The organism is Enterobacter sp. BNK-8 (assembly GCF_048685095.1).
GTDB lineage: Bacteria > Pseudomonadota > Gammaproteobacteria > Enterobacterales > Enterobacteriaceae > Enterobacter > Enterobacter quasiroggenkampii.
On record NZ_JBLQTN010000001.1, the window covers coordinates 4183432 to 4207802 of the forward strand.

The following is a 24371-nucleotide window of genomic DNA, read 5'->3' on the forward strand; positions in this document are numbered from 1 at the left end:
AAAGAAGTTGCGGGGCTTCCTGCCCTGACAAATTTCATTTACATGCTAAATCTGATGTTCTTTAATTTCAATGTTAGGTTTATTTCTACGCTTTCGCTAGTAAACTGAGATACAGATAAATTAGACGAAAAGAGGGACACCGTGGACTCCATATTTTCTATTGGCATCCAGTCATTATGGGACGAATTGAGCCACATGCCAGTCGGAGGAGTCTGGTGGATTAATACGGACCGGAATGAAGATGCTATCAGTCTGGTAAACCAGACAATTGCTGCCCAGGATAAGGATTCCCGCGTGGCCGTCATTAGCATGGGCGAAGATCCGAAGAAAATTATCACGCTGGAAAACGATCGCGGGCCTCAGACGGTGCGATTATTTTCCATGACATCGGATGCCGATAGTCTATACTTTTTGTCCCGTGACGTTCAGTGCACTATTGATCCGGATCACTATTTGGTGATCCTTAAATGTGCAAATAACGTCCTGCAAAATATCCCTGCTGAAAAACTGCTGCCGTGGCTGGAAAAAATCAATAAATGGGCAAAATTTCAAAATTGCACGCTATTGATAGTCAATCCCGGCAGTAATAATGACAAGCTGTTCTCACTTTTAATGGGTGAATATCGTTCCCTGTTCGGTCTGGCAAGCGTTCGTGACCAGGTGGGCAGCTATCTCTACGATATTGCCTTCTGGTGTAATGAAAAAGGCGTGAGCGCCAGGCAACAACTTACGCTGAAACACATCGAGGGTAAGTGGCACCTGGCACAGCAGGAAGAAACCGTGGTGCAGCCGCGCAGTGATGAAAAACGCATCCTGAGCCATATCGCGGTTTTAGAGGGGGCGCCCGCCCTGTCGGAAAACTGGTCGCTGTTTGAATCTAACGAAGACCTTTTCCACGAAGCCCGCACAACCCAGGCGGCAACCCTTATCTTCTCATTGATGCAGAATAACCAGATTGAGACGCTGGCAAGGCAGATCCACACCTTGCGCCGCCAGCGCGGAAGCGCGTTAAAAATCATCGTGCGCGAAAACAATACCAGCCTGCGCGCCACCGATGAGCGTCTGCTTCTGGGCTGTGGTGCAAATATGGTCATTCCCTGGAACGCGCCGCTGTCACGCTGCCTGACGCTGATCGAAAGCGTTCAGGGCCAGCAGTTTAGCCGCCATGTACCGGAAGACATTTCTACGCTGCTCTCCATGACGCAGCCGATGAAGCTGCGTGGATACCAAAAATGGGATACCTTCTGCGACGCCGTCGGCAACATGATGAGCAATACGCTTCTTCCTGCTGACGGAAAAGGGGTTATGGTTGCCCTGCGTCCTGTACCCGGTATCCGCGTTGAACAGGCTCTTACCTTGTGTCGCCCCAATCGTACGGGTGACATCATGACCATTGGCGACAATCGCCTGGTGCTGTTTTTGTCCTTCTGCCGGGTAAACGACCTCGATACGGCGCTTAACCATATCTTCCCGCTGCCTACCGGGGATATTTTCTCGAACCGTATGATTTGGTTCGAAGATAATACGATCAGCGCAGAGCTGGTGCAGATGCGTGCGCTCCAGCCTGAACAATGGGCTAAACCGCTCGCTATTAAGAGCGATGCGAAACCGATCCTTAATGCCAGACATGATGGACATGTCTGGCGCCGGGTTCCGGAGCCCCTTCGCTTATTAACAGACAACGCGGAGAACGCACCATCATGAATATCAGCGATATCATTCAACTGGTTATAGTCTGTGCGCTGATCTTTTTCCCGCTTGGCTACTATGCACGCCATTCCATACGTCGTATCCGTGATACGGCCAGAGTGCTGTTTATAAAACCTCGCTATGTAAAACCAGCCGGAACACTGACACGGGCATCACACGTCAAGGCAGACCGAAAACATGACTAATTCTACCTATACCGCTTCGTCACCCTCGCCGCTCTGGCAATACTGGCGCGGCCTTTCCGGCTGGAACTTCTACTTTCTGGTGAAGTTTGGTCTGCTGTGGGCAGGCTATCTGAATTTCCATCCCCTTCTTAACCTGGTATTTATGGCCTTCCTGCTGATGCCCCTGCCGAATATCAGGCTGCATCGCTTACGTCACTGGATAGCCATCCCTCTCGGCTTTGCGCTGTTCTGGCATGATACCTGGTTACCGGGGCCGGACAGCATTATGAGCCAGGGCTCACAGGTGGCAGGCTTTAGCGCCAGCTATATCCTCGATCTGACCGAGCGGTTTATTAACTGGCAGATGATAGGCGCGGTATTTGTGCTGCTGGTTGCCTGGCTGTTCCTGTCACAGTGGATCCGCGTCACGGTGTTTGTCGTCGCGATTATGATCTGGCTTAACGTGCTGACGCTGGCTGGGCCAAACTTTTCGCTGTGGCCTGCCGGTCAACCGACCACCACGGTGACCACCACCGGGGGAAGCGCGGCGGCCACCGTCACCACGGCAGGCGATACGCCTGTGGTGGGCGATATCCCAACCCAGACCGCACCGCCGACCTCCACAAACCTGAACGCCTGGCTCTCCAGTTTCTATACCGCGGAAGACAAGCGACAGACGAAATTCCCGGATGCGCTGCCGGCGGATGCTCAGCCGTTTGAACTGCTGGTGATCAACATCTGCTCGCTCTCCTGGGCAGACGTGGACGCTGCAGGTTTGATGTCTCATCCGCTGTGGTCTCATTTCGACATTCAGTTTAAAGATTTCAACTCTGCCACCTCGTACAGCGGCCCGGCGGCCATCCGCCTGCTGCGTGCAAGCTGCGGTCAGGCATCGCATAAGAATCTGTATCAACCCGCCGGCAACCAGTGTTATCTGTTCGATAACCTCGCCAAACTGGGCTTTACGCAGCATCTGATGCTGGGGCATAACGGCCAGTTCGGCAACTTCCTGAAAGAGGTGCGCGAACAGGGGGGTATGCAGGCACCGCTGATGGATCAAACCGGTCTTCCTGTCTCTCTGCTGGGCTTCGACGGCTCGCCCGTCTATGACGATTCCGCTGTCCTGCAACGCTGGCTGCAGACCATCGAAAAAGACAGTAATCCACGCAGCGCGACGTTCTTTAACACCCTGCCGCTCCACGACGGTAACCACTTCCCGGGCGTGAGCAAAACGGCGGATTATAAAGTGCGTGCGCAGAAACTCTTCGACGAGCTGGACGCGTTCTTTACGGAGCTGGAAAAATCAGGCCGTAAAGTGATGGTGGTTGTGGTACCTGAGCACGGTGGCGCGCTGAAAGGCGACAGAATGCAGGTGTCAGGCCTGCGTGATATCCCAAGCCCGTCGATTACCAACGTGCCTGCGGGCATTAAGTTCTTTGGGATGAAGGCACCCCATCAGGGCGCACCGATTGAAATCACCCAGCCGACCAGCTATCTGGCAATCTCAGAACTGGTTGCCCGTGCCGTTGACGGGAAGCTGTTTGTGGAAGATAGCGTGAACTGGGATCAGCTCACCAGCAAACTGCCGCAAACGGCAGAAGTCTCCGAGAACGCCAACGCGGTGGTGATTCAGTATCAAAACAAACCGTACGTTCGCCTGAACGGCGGGGATTGGGTACCTTATCCGCAGTAACTGATTACCCTCTCACCCTAACCCTCTCCCCATCGGGGAGAGGGGATAGCCAGTCCGTGATTATTGCGCTGAAATCCACACCAGCATTTTCAGACTTGCCGAATAGTAGTCGTCTTTAGAGGTGATTTCGGGTTCTCCGGAAGGCTGCCCCATCGTTAAATCGCGTACAGCCAACAGGCCGCCTTCCATCATGTAAGGCGCATATTCGTTAGTGGTGACGTTAACCCAGGCGGGCGTTTGCTCCCGGGGGAATTGCCCAAACCACGCTTTCCACGGCGTCAGGAGCGGGCTTTGCTTATCAGACCAGGCAAGATACAGCGGAATACGAATCGCGTCATAGCTCATCCGCGGCGGCCAGCCTTTGGCCGGTTCCAGCTTGCCATCTGATGCCAGCGAGACCCAGTCAGCGGGCAGATTCGCTTTACCCGAGCCCATTTTCCCCAACAGGCGCTTCCCATCCTTAATCAAATCGCGCCAGACTGGCAAATGACTGCGTCCGGCGAAGGCCTGCCAGGCCGGAAACACAAAATAGGAAGGATTAAGGACCACTTCACCGTCAAGCTTAAATCCCTGGACGCCGGGCAGCATCACGCGGTAACCCGCATAGCGGATGACGCTATGAGCAACCAGCGCTTTTGTAATGGCATCCGATGCGGCGCTGTAGTGTTTGTCATGCCAGCGGGCATCGGCTTTAAGCAACGCCCAGGCAATCAGCACATCGCCATCGGCGGCGTTGTTTTTGTCAGCGACCGGGTTGGAGTCTGCGGGGTTATAGCGCCAGTAAAACAGACCGTTCTCTTTGTTCTTCAGCTCACGGTTTGTCCATTGCCAGAGCTTATCGAACGTGGCTTTATCGTCGTTGGCGACTGCCATCAGCATGGCAAAGCCCTGACCTTCCGTATGCGACACGCCGCCATTGCCGGTATCGACAATGCGGCCTTCCGGTTTGAAAAAGCGAGCCTTGTAACTCTCCCAGGCCTGTCCAGCCTGAGAGAGGGATGAGAACAACAAGCTCATCATGACGGCCAGCGTCGCGCAGACGGGTTTTCGCATCATTCACTCCATCCGGTTATTCGGCACTCCGCAGGGAAATCTCACCGCCCACCCAGGGTTTGATCACGCCATCCTGCTCCAGGAGCAGCGCGCCCTGAGCGTCGATACCGCGGGAAGTGCCGTAGATCTTTTTATCACCAATCAGCAATTTCACCGGGCGGTTGATAAAGTTATCCAGCTTTTCCCAACGCGACAGGAACGGTGCCAGCCCTTCCTGCTCAAAAAGCGTGAGCGAGCTGCGCAGCTCTTTAATCATACGTACGGCAAGGGTGTTACGATCGATGACGATCCCCGCCTCCTGGAGGTTAGTCCAGGCCTGATTAACCACGTCATTCTGGACATTGCGCATCACCATATTGAGGCCCGCGCCAATGACGATTTGCGCCGCATCGCCCGTTTTGCCCGTCAGTTCGACCAGAATCCCGGCAAGTTTACGATCGTTGAGATACAGATCGTTAGGCCATTTAACACGCACTTGATCCGCACCCAGATCGTGCAGCACCTCTGCCATGACGATACCGATGACCAGACTCAGGCCAATGGCAGCGGCCGGGCCCTGATCGAGTCGCCAGTACATGGACAGATAGAGATTGGCGCCAAAGGGTGAAAACCACTTGCGGCCACGACGGCCGCGACCGGCCTGTTGATATTCAGCTACACAGGCATCGCCGGATTTCAGCTCAGGCAGACGATCCAGCAGATACTGGTTCGTCGAGTCAATCACAGGCAGCACCGCCACGTTGCCATGTCCAATCTGGCTGCGGATCGCGTCTTCATTCAGCAACTGAATCGGCTCCGGCAGGCTGTAGCCTTTTCCGGGAACCGTAAACACATCAACACCCCAGTCACGGAGCGTCTGGATGTGCTTGTTAATGGCGGCGCGGCTCATGCCCAGCTGCTCACCCAGTTGCTCGCCGGAATGAAATTCACCATCCGCCAGGATACTAATCAGGGTTAACGGGACCGTATTGTCCTTCATGCGATAGTCTCCACAGCGTTGACTTCACCTGTGCGACCAATGAAGCGGACTTCTGGCTCCAGCCAGACGTTAAATTTTTCGCCCACACGCTGGCGAACATAGTGAGCCAGCTGTACCACATCGTCGCTGGTTGCATCGTGTTGGTTAATCAGCACCAGAGCCTGCTGTCGGTGAACGGCTGCCCCGCCAACTGAAGTGCCTTTTAGCTGGCATTGATCGATAAGCCATCCAGCCGCCAGCTTCACGCTGCCATCCGCCTGAGGGTAATGTGGCGCGGTTGGCCACTCCTCCAGAAAGCGTCGGGCATTTTCGCCGCTGATCACCGGGTTTTTGAAGAAGCTCCCTGCATTTCCGTTAACTTTGGGATCGGGAAGCTTGGTCATCCGCATATGGCAAACAGAGTCAAAAACGTCGCGTGCGGTAACGGTAGCCGGATCGAGACGCGTTAAATCCCCGTAGGTCAATACGGGCTGCCAGTTCTTCGACAGACGCAAACCCACGGCGACAATCACGTAGCGATCCTGATATTCATGTTTGAAGATACTGTCACGATAGCCAAAACGGCACTGTTCTGCGGTTAAACGCGTCGCCGTTCCGGTCGCCAGCTCGATGCAGTCGACATATTCACAGACATGTTTCAGCTCGATGCCGTAGGCGCCGATGTTCTGAATAGGTGACGATCCGGCGCAGCCTGGAATAAGCGCAAGGTTTTCCAGACCCGCCATCCCTTTTTCGAGGGTAAACTGCACCAGGTGGTGCCAGTTTTCACCAGCCCCCACGTGCAAGTGCCAGCTATTGGCACGCTCTTCCACATCAATTCCCATGATGCGGTTAACGATCACCGTTCCCGCAAAATCATCGAGAAACAGGACATTACTTCCTTCGCCCAGAATCAGTACGGGTTCGTTTTTTTCTGTTGCGCTTTGCCATGCATCCAGCAGCTGCTGTGCAGTATCGGCACGTACAATTTGATTAGCATTGCGTTGAATGCCAAAGGTATTCCAGGGCTTAAGGGAGTGGTTCATAGACGCTATCCTGATGCAAAAACGCAGGTAGTTTACCGTATAAGCAGGGTGATGGGGGATCAGTTTGTGCAGCGTATAAACGCAAAAAGGCCATCCTTTCGGATGGCCTCTTCACTTGTTTGATGCCTGGCAGTTCCCTACTCTCACATGGGGAGACCCCACACTACCATCGGCGCTACGGCGTTTCACTTCTGAGTTCGGCATGGGGTCAGGTGGGACCACCGCGCTAAAGCCGCCAGGCAAATTCTGTTTAATCTGTATCAAAGCTGAATTTTGATTGTTCGTCTCGTCGCCAAAACATCTTCGGCGTTGTAAGGTTAAGCCTCACGGTTCATTAGTATCGGTTAGCTCAACGCATCGCTGCGCTTACACACCCGACCTATCAACGTCGTCGTCTTCAACGTTCCTTCAGGACTCTCAGGGAGTCAGGGAGAACTCATCTCGGGGCAAGTTTCGTGCTTAGATGCTTTCAGCACTTATCTTTTCCGCATTTAGCTACCGGGCAGTGCCATTGGCATGACAACCCGAACACCAGTGATGCGTCCACTCCGGTCCTCTCGTACTAGGAGCAGCCCCCCTCAATTCTCCAGCGCCCACGGCAGATAGGGACCGAACTGTCTCACGACGTTCTAAACCCAGCTCGCGTACCACTTTAAATGGCGAACAGCCATACCCTTGGGACCTACTTCAGCCCCAGGATGTGATGAGCCGACATCGAGGTGCCAAACACCGCCGTCGATATGAACTCTTGGGCGGTATCAGCCTGTTATCCCCGGAGTACCTTTTATCCGTTGAGCGATGGCCCTTCCATTCAGAACCACCGGATCACTATGACCTGCTTTCGCACCTGCTCGAGCCGTCACTCTCGCAGTCAAGCTAGCTTATGCCATTGCACTAACCTCCTGATGTCCGACCAGGATTAGCTAACCTTCGTGCTCCTCCGTTACTCTTTGGGAGGAGACCGCCCCAGTCAAACTACCCACCAGACACTGTCCGCAACCCGGATCACGGGTCTACGTTAGAACACCAGCCATTAAAGGGTGGTATTTCAAGGACGGCTCCATGCAGACTGGCGTCCACACTTCAAAGCCTCCCACCTATCCTACACATCAAGGACCAGTGTTCAGTGTCAAGCTATAGTAAAGGTTCACGGGGTCTTTCCGTCTTGCCGCGGGTACACTGCATCTTCACAGCGAGTTCAATTTCACTGAGTCTCGGGTGGAGACAGCCTGGCCATCATTACGCCATTCGTGCAGGTCGGAACTTACCCGACAAGGAATTTCGCTACCTTAGGACCGTTATAGTTACGGCCGCCGTTTACCGGGGCTTCGATCAAGAGCTTCGCGTTGCCGCTAACCCCATCAATTAACCTTCCGGCACCGGGCAGGCGTCACACCGTATACGTCCACTTTCGTGTTTGCACAGTGCTGTGTTTTTAATAAACAGTTGCAGCCAGCTGGTATCTTCGACTGATTTCAGCTCCCCCCGCAGGGGCTTCACCTACATATCAGCGTGCCTTCTCCCGAAGTTACGGCACCATTTTGCCTAGTTCCTTCACCCGAGTTCTCTCAAGCGCCTTGGTATTCTCTACCTGACCACCTGTGTCGGTTTGGGGTACGATTTGATGTTACCTGATGCTTAGAGGCTTTTCCTGGAAGCAGGGCATTTGTTACTTCAGCACCGTAGTGCCTCGTCATCACACCTCAGCGTTAAAAGGTACCGGATTTACCTGGAACCTCCGCCTACATGCTTAAACCGGGACAACCGTCGCCCGGCTAACATAGCCTTCTCCGTCCCCCCTTCGCAGTAACACCAAGTACAGGAATATTAACCTGTTTCCCATCGACTACGCCTTTCGGCCTCGCCTTAGGGGTCGACTCACCCTGCCCCGATTAACGTTGGACAGGAACCCTTGGTCTTCCGGCGAGCGGGCTTTTCACCCGCTTTATCGTTACTTATGTCAGCATTCGCACTTCTGATACCTCCAGCATGCCTCACAGCACACCTTCAACGGCTTACAGAACGCTCCCCTACCCAACAACGCATAAGCGTCGCTGCCGCAGCTTCGGTGCATGGTTTAGCCCCGTTACATCTTCCGCGCAGGCCGACTCGACCAGTGAGCTATTACGCTTTCTTTAAATGATGGCTGCTTCTAAGCCAACATCCTGGCTGTCTGTGCCTTCCCACATCGTTTCCCACTTAACCATGACTTTGGGACCTTAGCTGGCGGTCTGGGTTGTTTCCCTCTTCACGACGGACGTTAGCACCCGCCGTGTGTCTCCCGTGATAACATTCTTCGGTATTCGTAGTTTGCATCGGGTTGGTAAGCCGGGATGGCCCCCTAGCCGAAACAGTGCTCTACCCCCGAAGATGAATTCACGAGGCGCTACCTAAATAGCTTTCGGGGAGAACCAGCTATCTCCCGGTTTGATTGGCCTTTCACCCCCAGCCACAAGTCATCCGCTAATTTTTCAACATTAGTCGGTTCGGTCCTCCAGTTAGTGTTACCCAACCTTCAACCTGCCCATGGCTAGATCACCGGGTTTCGGGTCTATACCCTGCAACTTAACGCCCAGTTAAGACTCGGTTTCCCTTCGGCTCCCCTATACGGTTAACCTTGCTACAGAATATAAGTCGCTGACCCATTATACAAAAGGTACGCAGTCACACCACAAGGGTGCTCCCACTGCTTGTACGTACACGGTTTCAGGTTCTTTTTCACTCCCCTCGCCGGGGTTCTTTTCGCCTTTCCCTCACGGTACTGGTTCACTATCGGTCAGTCAGGAGTATTTAGCCTTGGAGGATGGTCCCCCCATATTCAGACAGGATACCACGTGTCCCGCCCTACTCTTCGAGTTCACAACCTGTGTGCTTTCGTGTACGGGACTGTCACCCTGTACCGTGCGACTTTCCAGACGCTTCCACTAACACACAAGCTGATTCAGACTCTGGGCTGCTCCCCGTTCGCTCGCCGCTACTGGGGGAATCTCGGTTGATTTCTTTTCCTCGGGGTACTTAGATGTTTCAGTTCCCCCGGTTCGCCTCGTTAACCTATGTATTCAGTTAACGATAGTGTGACGAATCACACTGGGTTTCCCCATTCGGACATCGCCGGGTCAAAGGTTCATATCACCTCGCCGGCGCTTTTCGCAGATTAGCACGTCCTTCATCGCCTCTGACTGCCAGGGCATCCACCGTGTACGCTTAGTCGCTTAACCTCACAACCCGAAGATGTTTCACTTCTGATTGCGAAAATTTGAGAGACTCGAACACACCTTAAAGATGTGTCGTTTCAATTTTCAGCTTGATCCAGATTTTTAAAGAGCAAAACTTCGCAGTGCACCTTTTCAGGTTCACTCTGAAGTTTTCTTGGGTTCGCAGTAAAAGATGGTGGAGCTATGCGGGATCGAACCGCAGACCTCCTGCGTGCAAAGCAGGCGCTCTCCCAGCTGAGCTATAGCCCCATCGTTTTGCAATCTCTGTACCGCTCATCCTTTAAAAGGAGTTTGGTAGGCCTGAGTGGACTTGAACCACCGACCTCACCCTTATCAGGGGTGCGCTCTAACCACCTGAGCTACAAGCCTGCAGAGATTTTTACTGCTGTTTTTCATCAGACAATCTGTGTGAGCACTGCAAAGGCAGGTTCTTTAAGGTAAGGAGGTGATCCAACCGCAGGTTCCCCTACGGTTACCTTGTTACGACTTCACCCCAGTCATGAATCACAAAGTGGTAAGCGCCCTCCCGAAGGTTAAGCTACCTACTTCTTTTGCAACCCACTCCCATGGTGTGACGGGCGGTGTGTACAAGGCCCGGGAACGTATTCACCGTAGCATTCTGATCTACGATTACTAGCGATTCCGACTTCATGGAGTCGAGTTGCAGACTCCAATCCGGACTACGACGCACTTTATGAGGTCCGCTTGCTCTCGCGAGGTCGCTTCTCTTTGTATGCGCCATTGTAGCACGTGTGTAGCCCTACTCGTAAGGGCCATGATGACTTGACGTCATCCCCACCTTCCTCCAGTTTATCACTGGCAGTCTCCTTTGAGTTCCCGGCCTAACCGCTGGCAACAAAGGATAAGGGTTGCGCTCGTTGCGGGACTTAACCCAACATTTCACAACACGAGCTGACGACAGCCATGCAGCACCTGTCTCAGAGTTCCCGAAGGCACCAATCCATCTCTGGAAAGTTCTCTGGATGTCAAGAGTAGGTAAGGTTCTTCGCGTTGCATCGAATTAAACCACATGCTCCACCGCTTGTGCGGGCCCCCGTCAATTCATTTGAGTTTTAACCTTGCGGCCGTACTCCCCAGGCGGTCGACTTAACGCGTTAGCTCCGGAAGCCACGCCTCAAGGGCACAACCTCCAAGTCGACATCGTTTACGGCGTGGACTACCAGGGTATCTAATCCTGTTTGCTCCCCACGCTTTCGCACCTGAGCGTCAGTCTTTGTCCAGGGGGCCGCCTTCGCCACCGGTATTCCTCCAGATCTCTACGCATTTCACCGCTACACCTGGAATTCTACCCCCCTCTACAAGACTCTAGCCTGCCAGTTTCGAATGCAGTTCCCAGGTTGAGCCCGGGGATTTCACATCCGACTTGACAGACCGCCTGCGTGCGCTTTACGCCCAGTAATTCCGATTAACGCTTGCACCCTCCGTATTACCGCGGCTGCTGGCACGGAGTTAGCCGGTGCTTCTTCTGCGGGTAACGTCAATCGATGAGGTTATTAACCTCACCGCCTTCCTCCCCGCTGAAAGTACTTTACAACCCGAAGGCCTTCTTCATACACGCGGCATGGCTGCATCAGGCTTGCGCCCATTGTGCAATATTCCCCACTGCTGCCTCCCGTAGGAGTCTGGACCGTGTCTCAGTTCCAGTGTGGCTGGTCATCCTCTCAGACCAGCTAGGGATCGTCGCCTAGGTGAGCCGTTACCCCACCTACTAGCTAATCCCATCTGGGCACATCTGATGGCAAGAGGCCCGAAGGTCCCCCTCTTTGGTCTTGCGACGTTATGCGGTATTAGCTACCGTTTCCAGTAGTTATCCCCCTCCATCAGGCAGTTTCCCAGACATTACTCACCCGTCCGCCGCTCGCCGGCAAAGTAGCAAGCTACTTTCCGCTGCCGCTCGACTTGCATGTGTTAGGCCTGCCGCCAGCGTTCAATCTGAGCCATGATCAAACTCTTCAATTTAAGTTTGATGCTCGTGAATTAAACTTCGTAATGAATTACGTATGTTCACTCAGAGACTTGGTATTCATTTATTGTCCGAAGACATTAAGAATCCATGTCACTTTGAGTGCCCACACAGATTGTCTGATAAATTGTTAAAGAGCAGTGCCGCTTCGTTTTCGCTGCGGCGCGGGGTGTGCATATTACGCTTTCCCGCTTCAGAGTCAAGCGTTTATTTTCGCTATTCTCTGCTGACCCGGCGGCGTGTGTGCCGTTGTTCCGTGTCAGTGGAGGCGCATTATAGGGAGTTATTCTGAAGTGACAAGCACAAAATACAAAAAACTTTTCGTTCGCTCACTTTTCAAACTTAACGCTTATTTATGTCGCGAATCGCCCGTTAAATGTGCGATTTCTCGCGCAAAACTGGCTACCTGCGACCAGTCGGTATAAACCACTTCTTTACGCGTGTCGGTTTCGCCCCCCGTCATCTTCATAATAAGACGGATCATAAAGCGGTCATACCAACGGTAGCGAGGGTAGCGCAGCGCGCCGGCAAAAACGGCGCACAGGTCTGGCTGCCACGGCGAGCTGAGTAAAAACTTGCGCGTGTAGCTGTTGGTCTGTGGCGTGCGCTTCTCCGCTTTACGCGCAACCAGATTGACCGAGTAAAACGCGCCTGGCATTTTGTTGAGTACTGCCGTGTGCTTTTTCACAAAGCGATCCAGCGCCGGATGGAAATGCCCGTAACGAATTGATGCGCCAATCACCACGCGATCGTAATCCTGCCAGGCAATCTGTTCCGCACGGTTCAGGTTCACCACGTCCGAGTATATCCCCAGCTCTTTTAATTCCGATGCCAGATAAGCGGCAATCTCACGCGTTTGTCCGTCTCGCGTAGAGAAAAGAATCAGTGTTTTCATCAACGGCTCCTTACTCGCGCCAGAATGTAGGGGTGAACAGCACCAGCAGCGTAAAGACCTCAAGACGACCAAACAGCATATTGGCGATGAGGATCCATTTCGCGACAGGGTTCATACTGGCAAAGTTATCCGCCACCACGCCCAGGCCAGGCCCGAGGTTATTCAATGTTGCGACGACGGACGCAAAGGCGGAGAAATCATCCACTCCCGTCGCGATAATCGCCAGCATACTGACGATAAAGACCAGCGCATACGCCGAGAAGAATCCCCACACCGCTTCGAGGATACGTTCCGGCAGCGCGCGGTTCCCCAGCTTGATGCTGTAGACCGCGTTCGGGTGGACCAGACGCTTCAGCTCACGGTTGCCCTGCTTAAACAGCAGCAGAATACGGATCACCTTCAGACCACCGCCCGTCGATCCCGCACAGCCGCCGATAAACGCGGAACAGAGCAGAAGCACCGGCAGGAACAGCGGCCAACGGGCGATGCTGTCCGTGGTAAACCCGGCGGTTGTCGCCATCGACACCACCTGGAAGAAGGCCTGGTTTAGCGTGGTCAACGCGGAGTTATAGACATCATGGAACCAGAGCACCAGGGTACAGATGATCACCAGCGTCAGCTGGACGCCAATAAACATGCGGAACTCAGGGTCACGCCAGTACACCTTCAGGCTGCGCCCGCTCAGTAAAGAGAAATGCAGACCGTAATTACAGCCAGAGATCAGCAGGAAAATGGCAATGATAGTGTTAATCGTTGGGCTGTCGAAGTAGCCCACGCTAGCATCGTGGGTAGAGAACCCGCCAATCGCAATCGTCGCAAAACTGTGTCCGATAGCATCAAACGCGGGCATCCCGGCAAACCATAGCGCCAGCGCACAGGCGACAGTCAGCAAGACATAAATCAGCCATAGGGTTTTCGCCGTCTCGGCAATACGCGGCCGCATCTTATTGTCTTTCAGCGGCCCGGGCATTTCGGCGCGATAAAGCTGCATCCCCCCGACGCCCAGTATAGGCAGGATGGCCACCGCCAGGACGATGATCCCCATACCGCCGAACCACTGCAGCATCTGACGATAAAAGAGAATCGCGTGCGGCAGCGAATCCAGTCCTACCAGCGTCGTCGCCCCGGTCGTCGTTAAGCCGGAGAAGGATTCAAAGAAGGCATCCGTGATGCTCAGGTTAGGCTGTTCAGAGAAGATAAAGGGCAGCGAACCGACGCTCCCCAGCACCGTCCAGAACAGGACCACAATCAGAAAGCCTTCGCGAGATTTCAGTTCACCTTTCTGACGACGGTTCGGCCACCACAGCAGGGAGCCGATCGCCAGCGCGACAAAGAAGGTCTGGGTAAATGCCCGCCCCGCGCCGTCCCGGTAGATAAGCGCCACCAGTCCAGGGAGAATCATCGTCCCGGAAAAGAGTATGACCAGCAGTCCAACGATTCGGGTTATGGCACGAAAATGCATCTCTGCCGCTTCCTTTGGTATTCAAAAGTGAGGTGGGGATTATTCTTCAATCGGCAGCAATTGCAACGAACCACGACTAAAATCAGCGAGTTTTGCTGAAAAAGCAGCCAGTTCCGCCTGAGGAAGCGCCACGCGTAATTGCACCATTGCCTGATATTCACTGTGTGCGATGACACCGTTAAACTGCCGCAGCAGCGCTTCAATACCCGATAGCTGGGCGTAATCGCATAATAAAGTATATTCGGTAAGCGGCGTTTTGCGGGTAGTGACCAGCATATTAAGCGCCTGCTGCACGCCCCCGCCATAGGCTTTTACCAGCCCACCGGTGCCTAACAAAATGCCGCCGTAGTAACGCACCACCACGGCGGTTATTTCGCCCACGCCGCTGCCCATAAGCTGGGAGAGCATGGGTTTACCGGCCGTGCCCGCCGGTTCACCGTCATCGGAAAACCCCAGCTGCTGCGAATCGTCCGGCGGCCCTGCTACCCACGCCACGCAGTGGTGACGGGCGTCAGGATGCTCAGCCCGGACGGACTCGACAAACGCTTTTGCCGCCTCTACGCCGTCGGTATGCGCCAGCAGCGTAATAAAGCGGCTTTTCTTGATTTCCTCAACAAAGGTGACCGGTTCAGCCGGTATTAGCCAGCTTTCCATCAGGCCAGCTTCAGGTCTCGCGTCATATTCTCGATACCGTTTTCGTGAATCACCACGTTATCTTCGATACGAATACCGCCAAACGGCTTCAGCGCGTCAATTTTTTCCCAGTTGAAGTGCTTGCTGAACTGGCCTTCACGCCACGGCGCCAGCAGGGATTCGATAAAGTAGATCCCCGGTTCAATCGTCAGCACCATGCGCGGTTCCAGAATACGGGTGCAGCGCAGGTAAGGATATTTAGACGGTGCCGCCAGGTGCGTACCGGTATCATCCTGCATAAAGCCCGCAACGTCGTGCACCTGCAGGCCCAGCGGGTGACCGATACCGTGCGGCATGAAGGGCCCGGTCAGATCGTTCTCGACCATCGCCTCTTCGCTCATGTCTTTCACAATCTGGTGCTTACGCAGCAGTTTGGCGATGCGCTGATGGAACTGGATGTGGTAATCCACATAGCTGGTGCCCGCCTTCATGGTGGCAATCAGCGCCAGCTGTTCATCGTTCACGTCTTTGATCAGCTGCGCGAACTCGGTGTCCGCATTCGCCGCCCAGGTGCGGGTCAGGTCGGCCGCGTAGCCGTTGTACTCTGCCCCTGCGTCCAGCAGGAAGCTGCGCATTTCCGACGGAACCTGGTGATCCAGTTTGGTGTAGTGCAGGACGGACGCGTGCTCGTTGAGCGCGACAATGTTGCTGTACGGCACGTCGGTATCGCGATGACCGGTGGCGGTCAGGTACGCCTGGTTGATATCGAACTCGCTCATGCCGGACTGGAAGGCTTCATGCGCCGCACGGTGACCGTTCACCGCGGTCTTTTGCGCTTCACGCATGCAGTAAAGTTCGTAGTCGGTTTTATACGCGCGGTAATAGTGGAGGTAATCCAGCACCCCTTTCGGGTTGAGTTTGTCTGCCGCAATATCCAGGCCCAATGCACGCTCCGGAAAAGGGCCAATATAGGCGATGTTGCCACGTGCGGCAGGCAGCTGGCCGCCAATACCGTCCGCTTTTGGCAGCGCAATGACCTCAATCTCTTCCGTCCAGAAAGAGGTCGGCAGCGGCTCAACGTTGTGCCAGTAATCGACCGGCAGGTAGAACCACAGTTTCGGCTTGTTCACGCCATCCACCAGCAGCCAGCAGTTGGGCACCTGCGTCACCGGCACCCACGCCTTAAACTGTGGGTTCACCTTGAACGGATAAGCGTGGTCATCCAGAAAGGTATTCATCAGCTCGCCGGAGTGGATCAGCAGCGCATCCAGCTTAAAGCGGGCCAGTACATCGCGGGTACGTTCCTGTAGGGTAACGATATGATTTTTATAAAGCGAAGCCAGTGAGTCCATCATTATTCCTTTCGTTTTTTGACCTCAAGTCATCGCATCTTAGCACACCTCACTCCGCCTGCGTGATTTCCACCGACCGTGATCAATGCAGCAATTTCTTAATGAGTAATTTGCATTTTATTAACATAAATCCCACACTCCGATTCATCTGGTATGACCAGATCCAATTGCTGGATTCAGGAGACTGACATGCTCTACAAAGGCGACACCCTGTACCTCAACTGGCTGGAAGATGGCATTGCCGAACTGGTGTTCGATGCCCCCGGCTCAGTGAACAAGCTTGATACCGCGACGGTGGCCAGTCTTGGCCAGGCGCTGGATGTTCTTGAAAAACAACCTGAATTAAAAGGGCTGCTGCTGCGTTCGAACAAAGCGGCCTTTATCGTCGGTGCCGATATCACCGAGTTCCTTTCGCTGTTCCTGGTGCCGGAAGAACAGCTGAGCCAGTGGCTGCACTTTGCCAACAGCGTCTTTAATCGTCTGGAAGATCTGCCTGTCCCGACTATTTCCGCCGTTAACGGCTATGCGCTGGGCGGTGGCTGCGAGTGCGTGCTGGCGACCGACTATCGCCTGGCGACGCCGGACCTGCGCATCGGCCTGCCGGAAACCAAGCTGGGCATTATGCCGGGCTTTGGCGGCTCCGTCCGTATGCCGCGCATGCTCGGTGCCGACAGCGCGCTGGAGATCATTGCCGCGGGTAAAGATGTCGGCGCAGAACAGGCGCAGAAAATTGGTCTGGTCGACGGCGTTGTAAAACCGGAGAAGCTTGTTGAAGGCGCACTCGCCATTCTGCGTCAGGCCATTAACGGCGATCTGGACTGGAAGGCCAAACGCCAGCCGAAGCTGGAGCCGTTAAAACTCAGCAAGATTGAAGCCACCATGAGCTTCACCATCGCCAAAGGCATGGTGATGCAGACGGCGGGTAAACACTACCCGGCGCCAATCACGGCGGTGAAAACCATCGAAGCGGCTGCCCGTCTCGGACGCGATGAAGCGCTGAAGCTCGAAAATCAGAGCTTTGTCCCGCTGGCGCACACCAATGAGGCTCGTGCGCTGGTCGGTATCTTCCTGAACGATCAGTTTGTGAAAGGCAAAGCCAAACAGCTGACCAAAAACGTTGAGACGCCAAAACATGCGGCGGTACTCGGCGCGGGCATTATGGGTGGCGGCATCGCTTACCAGTCAGCCTGGAAAGGCGTGCCGGTGGTGATGAAAGACATCAACGAGAAATCCCTGACGCTGGGCATGACCGAAGCGGCCAAGCTGCTGAATAAACAGCTTGAGCGCGGCAAAATTGACGGTCTGAAGCTTGCAGGCGTGATTTCCACCATTCAGCCCGTGCTGGAATACAGCGGTTTTGATCGTGTCGACGTGGTGGTCGAAGCCGTCGTCGAGAACCCGAAGGTTAAAAAAGCGGTGCTGGCGGAAACGGAAGACAAGGTTCGCCCGGATACCGTGCTGGCCTCTAACACCTCCACCATTCCAATCAGCGAACTGGCGAGCGTGCTGAAGCGTCCGGAAAACTTCTGCGGTATGCACTTCTTCAACCCGGTACACCGTATGCCGCTGGTCGAAGTGATCCGTGGGGAAAAAACCTCTGACGACACCATCGCCAAAGTGGTGGCCTGGGCCAGCAAGATGGGCAAAACGCCGATCGTCGTTAACGATTGTCCGGGCTTCTTCGTCAACCGCGTGCTGTTCCCTTATTTCGCCGGTTTTAGCCAACTGCTGCGCGACGGCGCGGACTTCCGCAAAATCGACAAAGTGATGGAAAAACAGTTCGGCTGGCCGATGGGACCGGCGTATCTGCTGGACGTTGTGGGCATTGATACCGCCCACCACGCCCAGGCAGTAATGGCGGCAGGCTTCCCGCAGCGCATGCAGAAAGACTATCGCGACGCGATTGACGCGCTGTTCGACGCTAACCGCTTCGGTCAGAAAAACGGTCTGGGCTTCTGGCGCTATAAAGAAGACAGCAAGGGCAAACCGAAGAAAGAAGAAGACGCGGCGGTGGATAGCCTGCTGGCCGATGTCAGTCAGCCGAAACGCGACTTCACCGACGATGAGATCATCGCCCGCATGATGATTCCGATGATCAACGAAGTGGTGCGTTGCCTCGAAGAAGGCATTATCGCCAGCCCGGCGGAAGCGGATATGGCGCTGGTATACGGCCTGGGCTTCCCTCCGTTCCACGGCGGCGCGTTCCGCTGGCTGGACACACTCGGCAGCGCCCGCTATCTCGATATGGCTCAGCAGTATCAGCACCTCGGCCCGCTGTATGAAGTGCCGGAAGGGCTGCGTAACAAAGCGCGCCATAACGAACCCTACTATCCCGCAGTTGAGCCAGCCCGTCCGGTTGGCGAGCTGAAAACGGCTTAAGGAGTCACAATGGAAAAGGTTGTCATTGTTGATGCGATTCGCACCCCGATGGGCCGTTCAAAAGGCGGCGCGTTCCGTAACGTGCGTGCGGAAGACCTCTCCGCGCACCTGATGCGTAGCCTGCTGGCGCGTAACCCGGCGCTGGATCCGGCTGCGCTCGACGATATCTACTGGGGCTGCGTGCAGCAGACCCTGGAGCAGGGCTTCAACATCGCCCGCAACGCGTCGCTGCTGGCGGAGATCCCGCATTCGGTTCCGGCCGTCACCGTTAACCGCCTGTGCGGTTCATCAATGCAGGCGCTGCACGACGCGGCCCGCATGATCATGACCGGCGATGCTCAGGCTTGCCTGGTCGGTGGCGTCGAGCATATGGGACACGTCCCGATGAGTCACGGGGTCGATTTCCACCCGGGGATGAGCCGCAACGTGGCGAAAGCTGCGGGGATGATGGGTCTGACCGCCGAGATGCTCTCCCGCCTGCACGGCATCAGCCGCGAAATGCAGGATGCCTTTGCCGCGCGTTCTCACGCTCGCGCATGGGCCGCCACGCAGTCTGGTGCCTTTAAGAACGAGATCATCCCTACCGGCGGCCACGATGCAGACGGCGTTCTGAAGCAGTTCAGCTACGACGAAGTCATCCGCCCGGAAACCACCGTCGAAGCGCTTTCCACGCTGCGTCCGGCGTTTGACCCCGTCACCGGTACGGTCACGGCAGGGACCTCGTCGGCGTTGTCCGACGGCGCCGCCGCGATGCTGGTAATGAGCGAAAGCCGCGCCCGCGAGCTGGGATTAACGCCTCGCGCTCGGGTACGCTCGATGGCGGTCGTGGGCTGCGATCCGTCGATCATGGGCTACGGCCCGGTTCCGGCTTCAAAGCTGGCACTGAAAAAAGCGGGCTTAACCGCCAGCGACATCGATCTCTTTGAGATGAACGAAGCGTTCGCCGCGCAGATCCTGCCGTGCATTAAAGATCTGGGGCTGATGGAGCAGATCGACGAGAAGATTAACCTCAACGGCGGCGCGATCGCCCTCGGTCACCCGCTGGGCTGTTCCGGGGCGCGTATCAGCACGACGCTGATCAACCTGATGGAACGCAAAGATGCCCAGTTTGGTCTGGCAACGATGTGTATCGGGCTGGGTCAGGGTATCGCGACGGTATTTGAGAGAGTGTAAGGCTATAACGTAGGCCCGATAAGCATCGCGCCATCGGGCTTTTGCCGGGAGGCGCTGCGCTTTCCCGGCCTACGAGAGGTACCTCGCCGCCAGTCGTGTCACTGGCGAAGAGAAATAGTTTAGTTGCCGTTCTTCCCGCCTGTCAGGGGCGGGTTTTTTATTTAAATGAAGGCAAACGCATCGCCAAACAGGCGGTCTTCACGCGCATCACGTTCGTTACAGAACAGATCGCGGGCGATTTTCGCCATCTCGAAACGCCCTGCAATGTAAATATCATGCCCCGCCAGCGTACCGTGATCCTGCAGCACTGCCGTCAGCACCGTCCCGCTACGCCCGCGCCAGCCCTCTTCCGGCTGCTCAACCACCGGTTCAATGCGCAGGTTAGGATGGGTGACGCTCAGCGCTTCCAGTTCAGACAGGTCATACAGGTGTTTCTCTTCACGGCCACCCCAGTAGATCGTGATATCACGGTCAGGGTTACGCGCCAGGGCGGTCAACAGAATGGAGCGCACGTAGGAGAAGCCTGTACCACCAGCAATCAGGATCAGCGGACGGTCCTCGTCATCGCGCAGCCACGCATCACCGTGCGGAATATCCACTACGATCTCGCGCTCTTTCAGAATGCGGTCCATGACGGCCATCGCATACAGGTTAAGCTCTGACGCACCGATATGAAGCTCAATAAATTCCTGCTCCGCTGGCGTGGAGGCCATGGAGAAAGGACGCTTATCACGCTCATCCATCACGACCATCAGATACTGACCCGCGCGGAAAGAGAATGGCGCTTCTGGCACTAAACGGACGCGATATACGGTGTCGGTGATGGCATCTACCGAGGTCACTTTACAGCTTAAGGTTGTCATTCGCTCTCTCTGTCGGGAAGTCTATAGGGCTTAACGGTCAGCTCAGGGTTTACCGTTATTCATTATGGCCAGCTCGTCCCAGATCGCGTCAATGCGCGCGGTCACAGCAGGATCTTTTTTGATCGGGCGACCCCATTCACGGTCGGTTTCGCCAGGCCATTTATTTGTGGCATCCAGTCCCATCTTTGAGCCAAGACCGGAAACCGGCGAGGCAAAATCCAGATAATCAATCGGCGTGTTTTCGACTAACACCGTATCGCGCGCCGGGTCCATTCGCGTGGTAATGGCCCAGATTACGTCATTCCAGTCGCGGGCGTTAACGTCATCATCGCAGACAATAACAAATTTGGTATACATAAACTGGCGCAGGAAAGACCACACGCCCATCATCACGCGTTTAGCATGGCCTGGATACTGCTTCTTCATCGTGACCACCGCCATGCGATACGAGCATCCTTCAGGCGGCAGATAAAAATCAACAATTTCCGGGAACTGCTTTTGCAGGATCGGCACAAACACTTCGTTCAGCGCCACGCCCAGTACCGCCGGTTCATCCGGTGGACGCCCGGTATACGTGGAGTGATAAATCGCATCTTCACGCTGCGTAATGTGCGTCACGGTAAACACCGGGAAGTTATCCACTTCGTTGTAATAGCCGGTGTGGTCGCCGTAAGGGCCTTCCGGCGCCATTTCACCCGGTTCAATGTAACCTTCCAGCACAATTTCTGCACTGGCCGGGACTTCAAGATCGTTAGAGATACACTTCACGACTTCGGTTTTCGTTCCGCGCAGCAGGCCAGCAAAGGCATACTCCGAGAGCGTATCCGGTACGGGCGTGACGGCCCCGAGAATGGTGGCTGGATCGGCGCCCAGCGCAACGGACACCGGGAAACGTTCACCCGGATGCGCAGCACACCACTCCTGGAAATCCAGCGCGCCGCCGCGATGCGACAGCCAGCGCATAATGAGCTTATTCTTACCAATCAACTGCTGGCGGTAAATACCGAGATTCTGGCGCTCTTTGTGCGGGCCGCGCGTGACGGTGAGTCCCCAGGTGATCAGCGGCGCGGCATCTTCCGGCCAGCACTGCATGATAGGGATTTTAGTCAAATCAACTGCATCGCCTTCCAGCACCTTCTGCTGGCACGGCGCGCCGCGCAGGCGTTTAGTGGGCATGTTCAGCACCTGCTTAAACTGCGGCAGCTTGTCGAACAGATCGCGGAAGCCTTTCGGCGGCTCCGGCTCTTTCAGGAAGGCCAGCAGCTTACCGACTTCGCGCAGGGCCGTGACGTCTTCCTGCCCCATCCCCAGTGCGACGCGACGCGGGGTACCAAACAGGTTGCACAGCACCGGCATGGCGTACCCTTTCGGATTTGCAAACAGTAACGCGGGGCCACCGGCACGCAGGGTGCGGTCAGCAATTTCTGTCATCTCCAGATAAGGATCAACAGGAAGTGTAATACGTTTGAGTTCACCCTGCTTTTCCAGCAGCGTCAGGAAGTCGCGGAGATCGTGGTATTTCATGCAGTTAATCATGGCCTCTCTGTAAGCGCTTCATTATACGGCGTAAGCCTGCTTGATGCTGTAATTTTGTTAAATTAGCGTGAAGTTATGCGTTCTGCCCCATTTTCGCCCATTATAATCAACTTAGCGATCCCGCCAGGGTTTTGATATGCTTGCGCCCCGAACTAAGGGAAAGAGTGATTATGCAGGCCTGGTATTTACTGTATTGCAAACGCGGGCAACTTCAGCGCGCGCAGGAACATCTTGAACGTCAGTCTGTCAATTGCCTGACGCCCGTGATCACGCTTGAGAAAATGCAGCGCGGGAAGCGCACAACCGTGAGCGAGCCGTTGTTCCCGAACTACCTGTTCGTGGAGTTCGACCCTGAGGTGATCCACACCACCACCATCAGCGCCACGCGCGGCGTCAGCCATTTTGTTCGCTTTGGCGCTCACCCCGCGACGGTTCCCTCATCGGTGATCCACCAGCTGTCGATTTATCAGCAGCCCGAAGGCCTTACCGACCCGGAAACGCCCTACACGGGCGATAGCGTCGTGATTACTGAAGGGGCTTTCGAAGGCCTGCAGGCGATTTTTGCCGAGCCGGACGGGGAAGCGCGCTCCATGCTGTTGCTTAATCTGCTGAACAAACAGGTGTTGCAGAGCGTTAAAAACACCGACTTCCGTAAACTTTAAACGTTTATCCCGAACAGCTTACGCACGTTGTCATCCGTCTGTACGGAAAGCCAGTGCGGATCCTCTCCGCGCCACGTCGCGACGCGCTCAACAATGTGCCCCAGATAAGCGGGCTCATTGCGTCGCGATGCCGGTTTGGGTTTCATATCGCGCGGCAGCAGATAAGGCGCATCCGTTTCAAGGAGCAACCGGTCAGCCGGGATCGCTGGCAACAGTTCCCTAAGCTCAAGCCCGCGGCGCTCATCGCAAACCCAGCCGGTAATCCCCAGATAAAGCCCGCGCTCCAGGCACTCCAGCGCCTCCTGCCGTGAGCCGGTAAAACAGTGCAGCACTGCGCCCGGCAGTTTCTCAAGCCACGGATCCAGCAGAGTCAGGAAACGCTCATGCGCGTCGCGGCAGTGCATAAATACGGGCATTTCAAGCTCTGCCGCCAGCGCAAGCTGGGCAGTGAACGCCTTTTCCTGCTCTTCTGGCGTGGAAAAGTTACGGTTGAAATCGAGGCCGCATTCGCCAATCGCCACCACTTCCGGTGTCTTCGCCAGCCTGCGCAGGATTTCACTGCTTTCCGGGATCCACTGGCTGCTGTCATGTGGGTGTACGCCCGCGGTAGACCAACAGCGTTCGTAGCGTTGCGCCAGCTGCTGCGCCTGCTCGCTCTCATGCAGGTTGGTGCCCGTCAGCAGCAGTCCTTTCACCCCGGCGGCAAACGCGCGCGCAACCACCTCATCGCGATCTTTCGCAAACTGCGAGCTGGTCAGGTTAAGTCCGATATCAAACATGCGAATCCCCATATAACAACCGCCCTGACGGGCGGCTGGTTTTACTCTTCAGTGGTCTTGTCGGACGTCGCGTCTTCGTCATCCGACCGACGCCCTTTACCCACGTAGAACCGTGAGAAGAAGACGCCGACCTCAAACAGGCAGTACATCGGTATGGCCAGCAGCGTCTGGGAGAACACATCCGGCGGTGTCAGCAGCATGCCGACCACAAATGCGCCGACCAGGATATACGGACGCTTCTTACGCAGGTCATCCGGCGTGGTGACCCCTACCCAGCAGAGCAGCACAATGGCCACCGGTACTTCAAAGGCCACGCCGAACGCCATAAACAGCGCCATCACAAAGCTGAGGTAGCTGGCGATATCCGTCGACACCTGGACGCCTTCCGGCGCGGTATGCGTCAGGAAGCCGAAGGCCAGCGGGAAGACAACGAAATAGGCAAACGCCATGCCGATATAGAACAGCAGCGAACTGGACACCAGCAGCGGGATGACCAGCTTACGTTCGTGCTTATACAGTGCTGGCGCCACAAAGGCCCACACCTGGTACAGAATCACGGGCGCAGAGGCAATCAACGACACCCAAAAGGTCAGCTTGATGGGGGTAAAGAACGGAGAAGCAACGTCTGTTGCAATCATCGTTGCGCCCAGCGGCATCTGCTTGATCAGCGGCGCAGAAACCACCTGGTAGATATCGTTGGCGAAATAGACCAGGCATAGAAAAATAACGAGAACCGCAATAATGCAGTTTAACAGGCGCTTACGCAGCTCTATGAGGTGCGTAATCAGCGGTTGAGTATCATCTACAGCCATGT

General features: G+C 55.3%; 17 protein-coding genes, 2 tRNA genes and 3 rRNA genes. 6 read left to right on the forward strand and 16 right to left on the reverse strand.

Features of this window, described 5'->3' with window-relative positions:
* The first annotated feature begins 141 nt into the window (after positions 1-141).
* The 3 genes from bcsE to bcsG are packed head-to-tail and all read left to right on the forward strand — an operon-like array spanning position 142 to position 3567.
* A complete protein-coding gene (gene bcsE / locus ACMGGU_RS20265; RefSeq protein ID WP_045909070.1) occupies positions 142-1704 on the forward strand; it encodes a cellulose biosynthesis c-di-GMP-binding protein BcsE in 1563 nt (520 codons plus the stop codon).
* Positions 1701-1895 carry a cellulose biosynthesis protein BcsF gene (bcsF, locus tag ACMGGU_RS20270; RefSeq protein ID WP_045909071.1) on the forward strand — a complete coding sequence of 65 codons (195 nt, stop codon included), beginning with the start codon at positions 1701-1703 and terminating at the stop codon, positions 1893-1895. The genes bcsE and bcsF overlap by 4 nt, the downstream gene beginning before the upstream one ends.
* A complete protein-coding gene (bcsG, locus tag ACMGGU_RS20275) occupies positions 1888-3567 on the forward strand; it encodes a cellulose biosynthesis protein BcsG (protein WP_045909072.1) in 1680 nt (559 codons plus the stop codon). Before bcsF ends, bcsG begins: the two co-directional genes overlap by 8 nt.
* Positions 3568-3627: 60 nt before the next feature.
* Here the strand turns inward: bcsG and ACMGGU_RS20280 are convergent, their stop codons facing one another.
* From ACMGGU_RS20280 to pepQ, 12 genes are all read right to left on the reverse strand, one after another.
* The gene (locus ACMGGU_RS20280; RefSeq protein ID WP_262806034.1) at positions 3628-4620 is read right to left on the reverse strand and encodes a glycosyl hydrolase family 8; all 993 of its coding nucleotides are present in this window, start codon (positions 4618-4620) and stop codon (positions 3628-3630) included.
* A gap of 16 nt (positions 4621-4636) precedes the next feature.
* The gene (birA, locus tag ACMGGU_RS20285; protein WP_420300865.1) at positions 4637-5599 is read right to left on the reverse strand and encodes a bifunctional biotin--[acetyl-CoA-carboxylase] ligase/biotin operon repressor BirA; all 963 of its coding nucleotides are present in this window, start codon (positions 5597-5599) and stop codon (positions 4637-4639) included.
* Positions 5596-6624 carry a UDP-N-acetylmuramate dehydrogenase gene (gene murB / locus ACMGGU_RS20290; protein ID WP_262751850.1) on the reverse strand — a complete coding sequence of 343 codons (1029 nt, stop codon included), beginning with the start codon at positions 6622-6624 and terminating at the stop codon, positions 5596-5598. The genes birA and murB overlap by 4 nt, the downstream gene beginning before the upstream one ends.
* A gap of 124 nt (positions 6625-6748) precedes the next feature.
* Positions 6749-6864 (reverse strand): 5S ribosomal RNA (rrf, locus tag ACMGGU_RS20295).
* Between the two features lie 73 nt (positions 6865-6937).
* Positions 6938-9842, reverse strand: a 23S ribosomal RNA gene (locus tag ACMGGU_RS20300).
* Positions 9843-10012: 170 nt separating this feature from the next.
* A tRNA-Ala gene (locus ACMGGU_RS20305) sits at positions 10013-10088 on the reverse strand.
* Positions 10089-10131: 43 nt separating this feature from the next.
* A tRNA-Ile gene (locus tag ACMGGU_RS20310) sits at positions 10132-10208 on the reverse strand.
* 69 nt (positions 10209-10277) lie between these two features.
* Positions 10278-11819 (reverse strand): 16S ribosomal RNA (locus tag ACMGGU_RS20315).
* The 16S, 23S and 5S rRNA genes sit together here with 2 tRNA genes alongside, the layout of an rRNA operon.
* 353 nt (positions 11820-12172) lie before the next feature.
* Entirely contained in the window at positions 12173-12718 is a 546-nt protein-coding gene (hemG, locus tag ACMGGU_RS20320; protein WP_420300866.1) for a menaquinone-dependent protoporphyrinogen IX dehydrogenase, read from the reverse strand.
* A 10-nt stretch (positions 12719-12728) separates the two neighbouring features.
* Positions 12729-14180 carry a Trk system potassium transporter TrkH gene (gene trkH / locus ACMGGU_RS20325; protein ID WP_023309600.1) on the reverse strand — a complete coding sequence of 484 codons (1452 nt, stop codon included), beginning with the start codon at positions 14178-14180 and terminating at the stop codon, positions 12729-12731.
* Positions 14181-14219: 39 nt separating this feature from the next.
* Positions 14220-14834 carry an IMPACT family protein gene (locus tag ACMGGU_RS20330; protein WP_024908007.1) on the reverse strand — a complete coding sequence of 205 codons (615 nt, stop codon included), beginning with the start codon at positions 14832-14834 and terminating at the stop codon, positions 14220-14222.
* Positions 14834-16165 carry a Xaa-Pro dipeptidase gene (gene pepQ / locus ACMGGU_RS20335; RefSeq protein ID WP_420300987.1) on the reverse strand — a complete coding sequence of 444 codons (1332 nt, stop codon included), beginning with the start codon at positions 16163-16165 and terminating at the stop codon, positions 14834-14836. The genes ACMGGU_RS20330 and pepQ overlap by 1 nt, the downstream gene beginning before the upstream one ends.
* A gap of 189 nt (positions 16166-16354) precedes the next feature.
* Here pepQ and fadB point away from each other — a divergent pair, with 189 nt between their 5' ends.
* Positions 16355-18544 (forward strand): fatty acid oxidation complex subunit alpha FadB, encoded by a 2190-nt coding sequence (gene fadB / locus ACMGGU_RS20340; protein WP_252078035.1) that lies wholly within the window; start codon positions 16355-16357, stop codon positions 18542-18544.
* Positions 18545-18553: 9 nt separating this feature from the next.
* On the forward strand, positions 18554-19717 hold the full coding sequence (fadA, locus tag ACMGGU_RS20345; RefSeq protein WP_008501515.1) for an acetyl-CoA C-acyltransferase FadA: 1164 nt from the start codon (positions 18554-18556) through the stop codon (positions 19715-19717).
* A gap of 161 nt (positions 19718-19878) precedes the next feature.
* On the opposite strand, the gene fre is transcribed toward fadA, so the two are convergent.
* Positions 19879-20580, reverse strand: a complete 702-nt coding sequence (gene fre, locus ACMGGU_RS20350) for an NAD(P)H-flavin reductase (protein WP_008501516.1) — start codon at positions 20578-20580, stop codon at positions 19879-19881.
* 42 nt (positions 20581-20622) lie between these two features.
* Positions 20623-22116 (reverse strand): 4-hydroxy-3-polyprenylbenzoate decarboxylase, encoded by a 1494-nt coding sequence (gene ubiD, locus ACMGGU_RS20355; protein ID WP_420300867.1) that lies wholly within the window; start codon positions 22114-22116, stop codon positions 20623-20625.
* A gap of 170 nt (positions 22117-22286) precedes the next feature.
* On the opposite strand from ubiD, the gene rfaH reads away from it, so the two are divergent.
* The gene (gene rfaH / locus ACMGGU_RS20360; RefSeq protein ID WP_028015881.1) at positions 22287-22778 is read left to right on the forward strand and encodes a transcription/translation regulatory transformer protein RfaH; all 492 of its coding nucleotides are present in this window, start codon (positions 22287-22289) and stop codon (positions 22776-22778) included.
* On the opposite strand, the gene tatD is transcribed toward rfaH, so the two are convergent.
* Together tatD and tatC are read right to left on the reverse strand one after the other, a co-directional pair.
* Positions 22775-23557: a 3'-5' ssDNA/RNA exonuclease TatD gene (tatD, locus tag ACMGGU_RS20365; protein ID WP_395299658.1), complete on the reverse strand. Its 783-nt coding sequence runs from the start codon at positions 23555-23557 to the stop codon at positions 22775-22777. The two genes, rfaH and tatD, sit on opposite strands and share 4 nt — an antisense overlap.
* Positions 23558-23598: 41 nt before the next feature.
* Positions 23599-24369, reverse strand: coding sequence for a Sec-independent protein translocase subunit TatC (gene tatC, locus ACMGGU_RS20370; RefSeq protein ID WP_045909218.1), 771 nt, complete (start codon positions 24367-24369; stop codon positions 23599-23601).
* Positions 24370-24371: the final 2 nt, after the last annotated feature.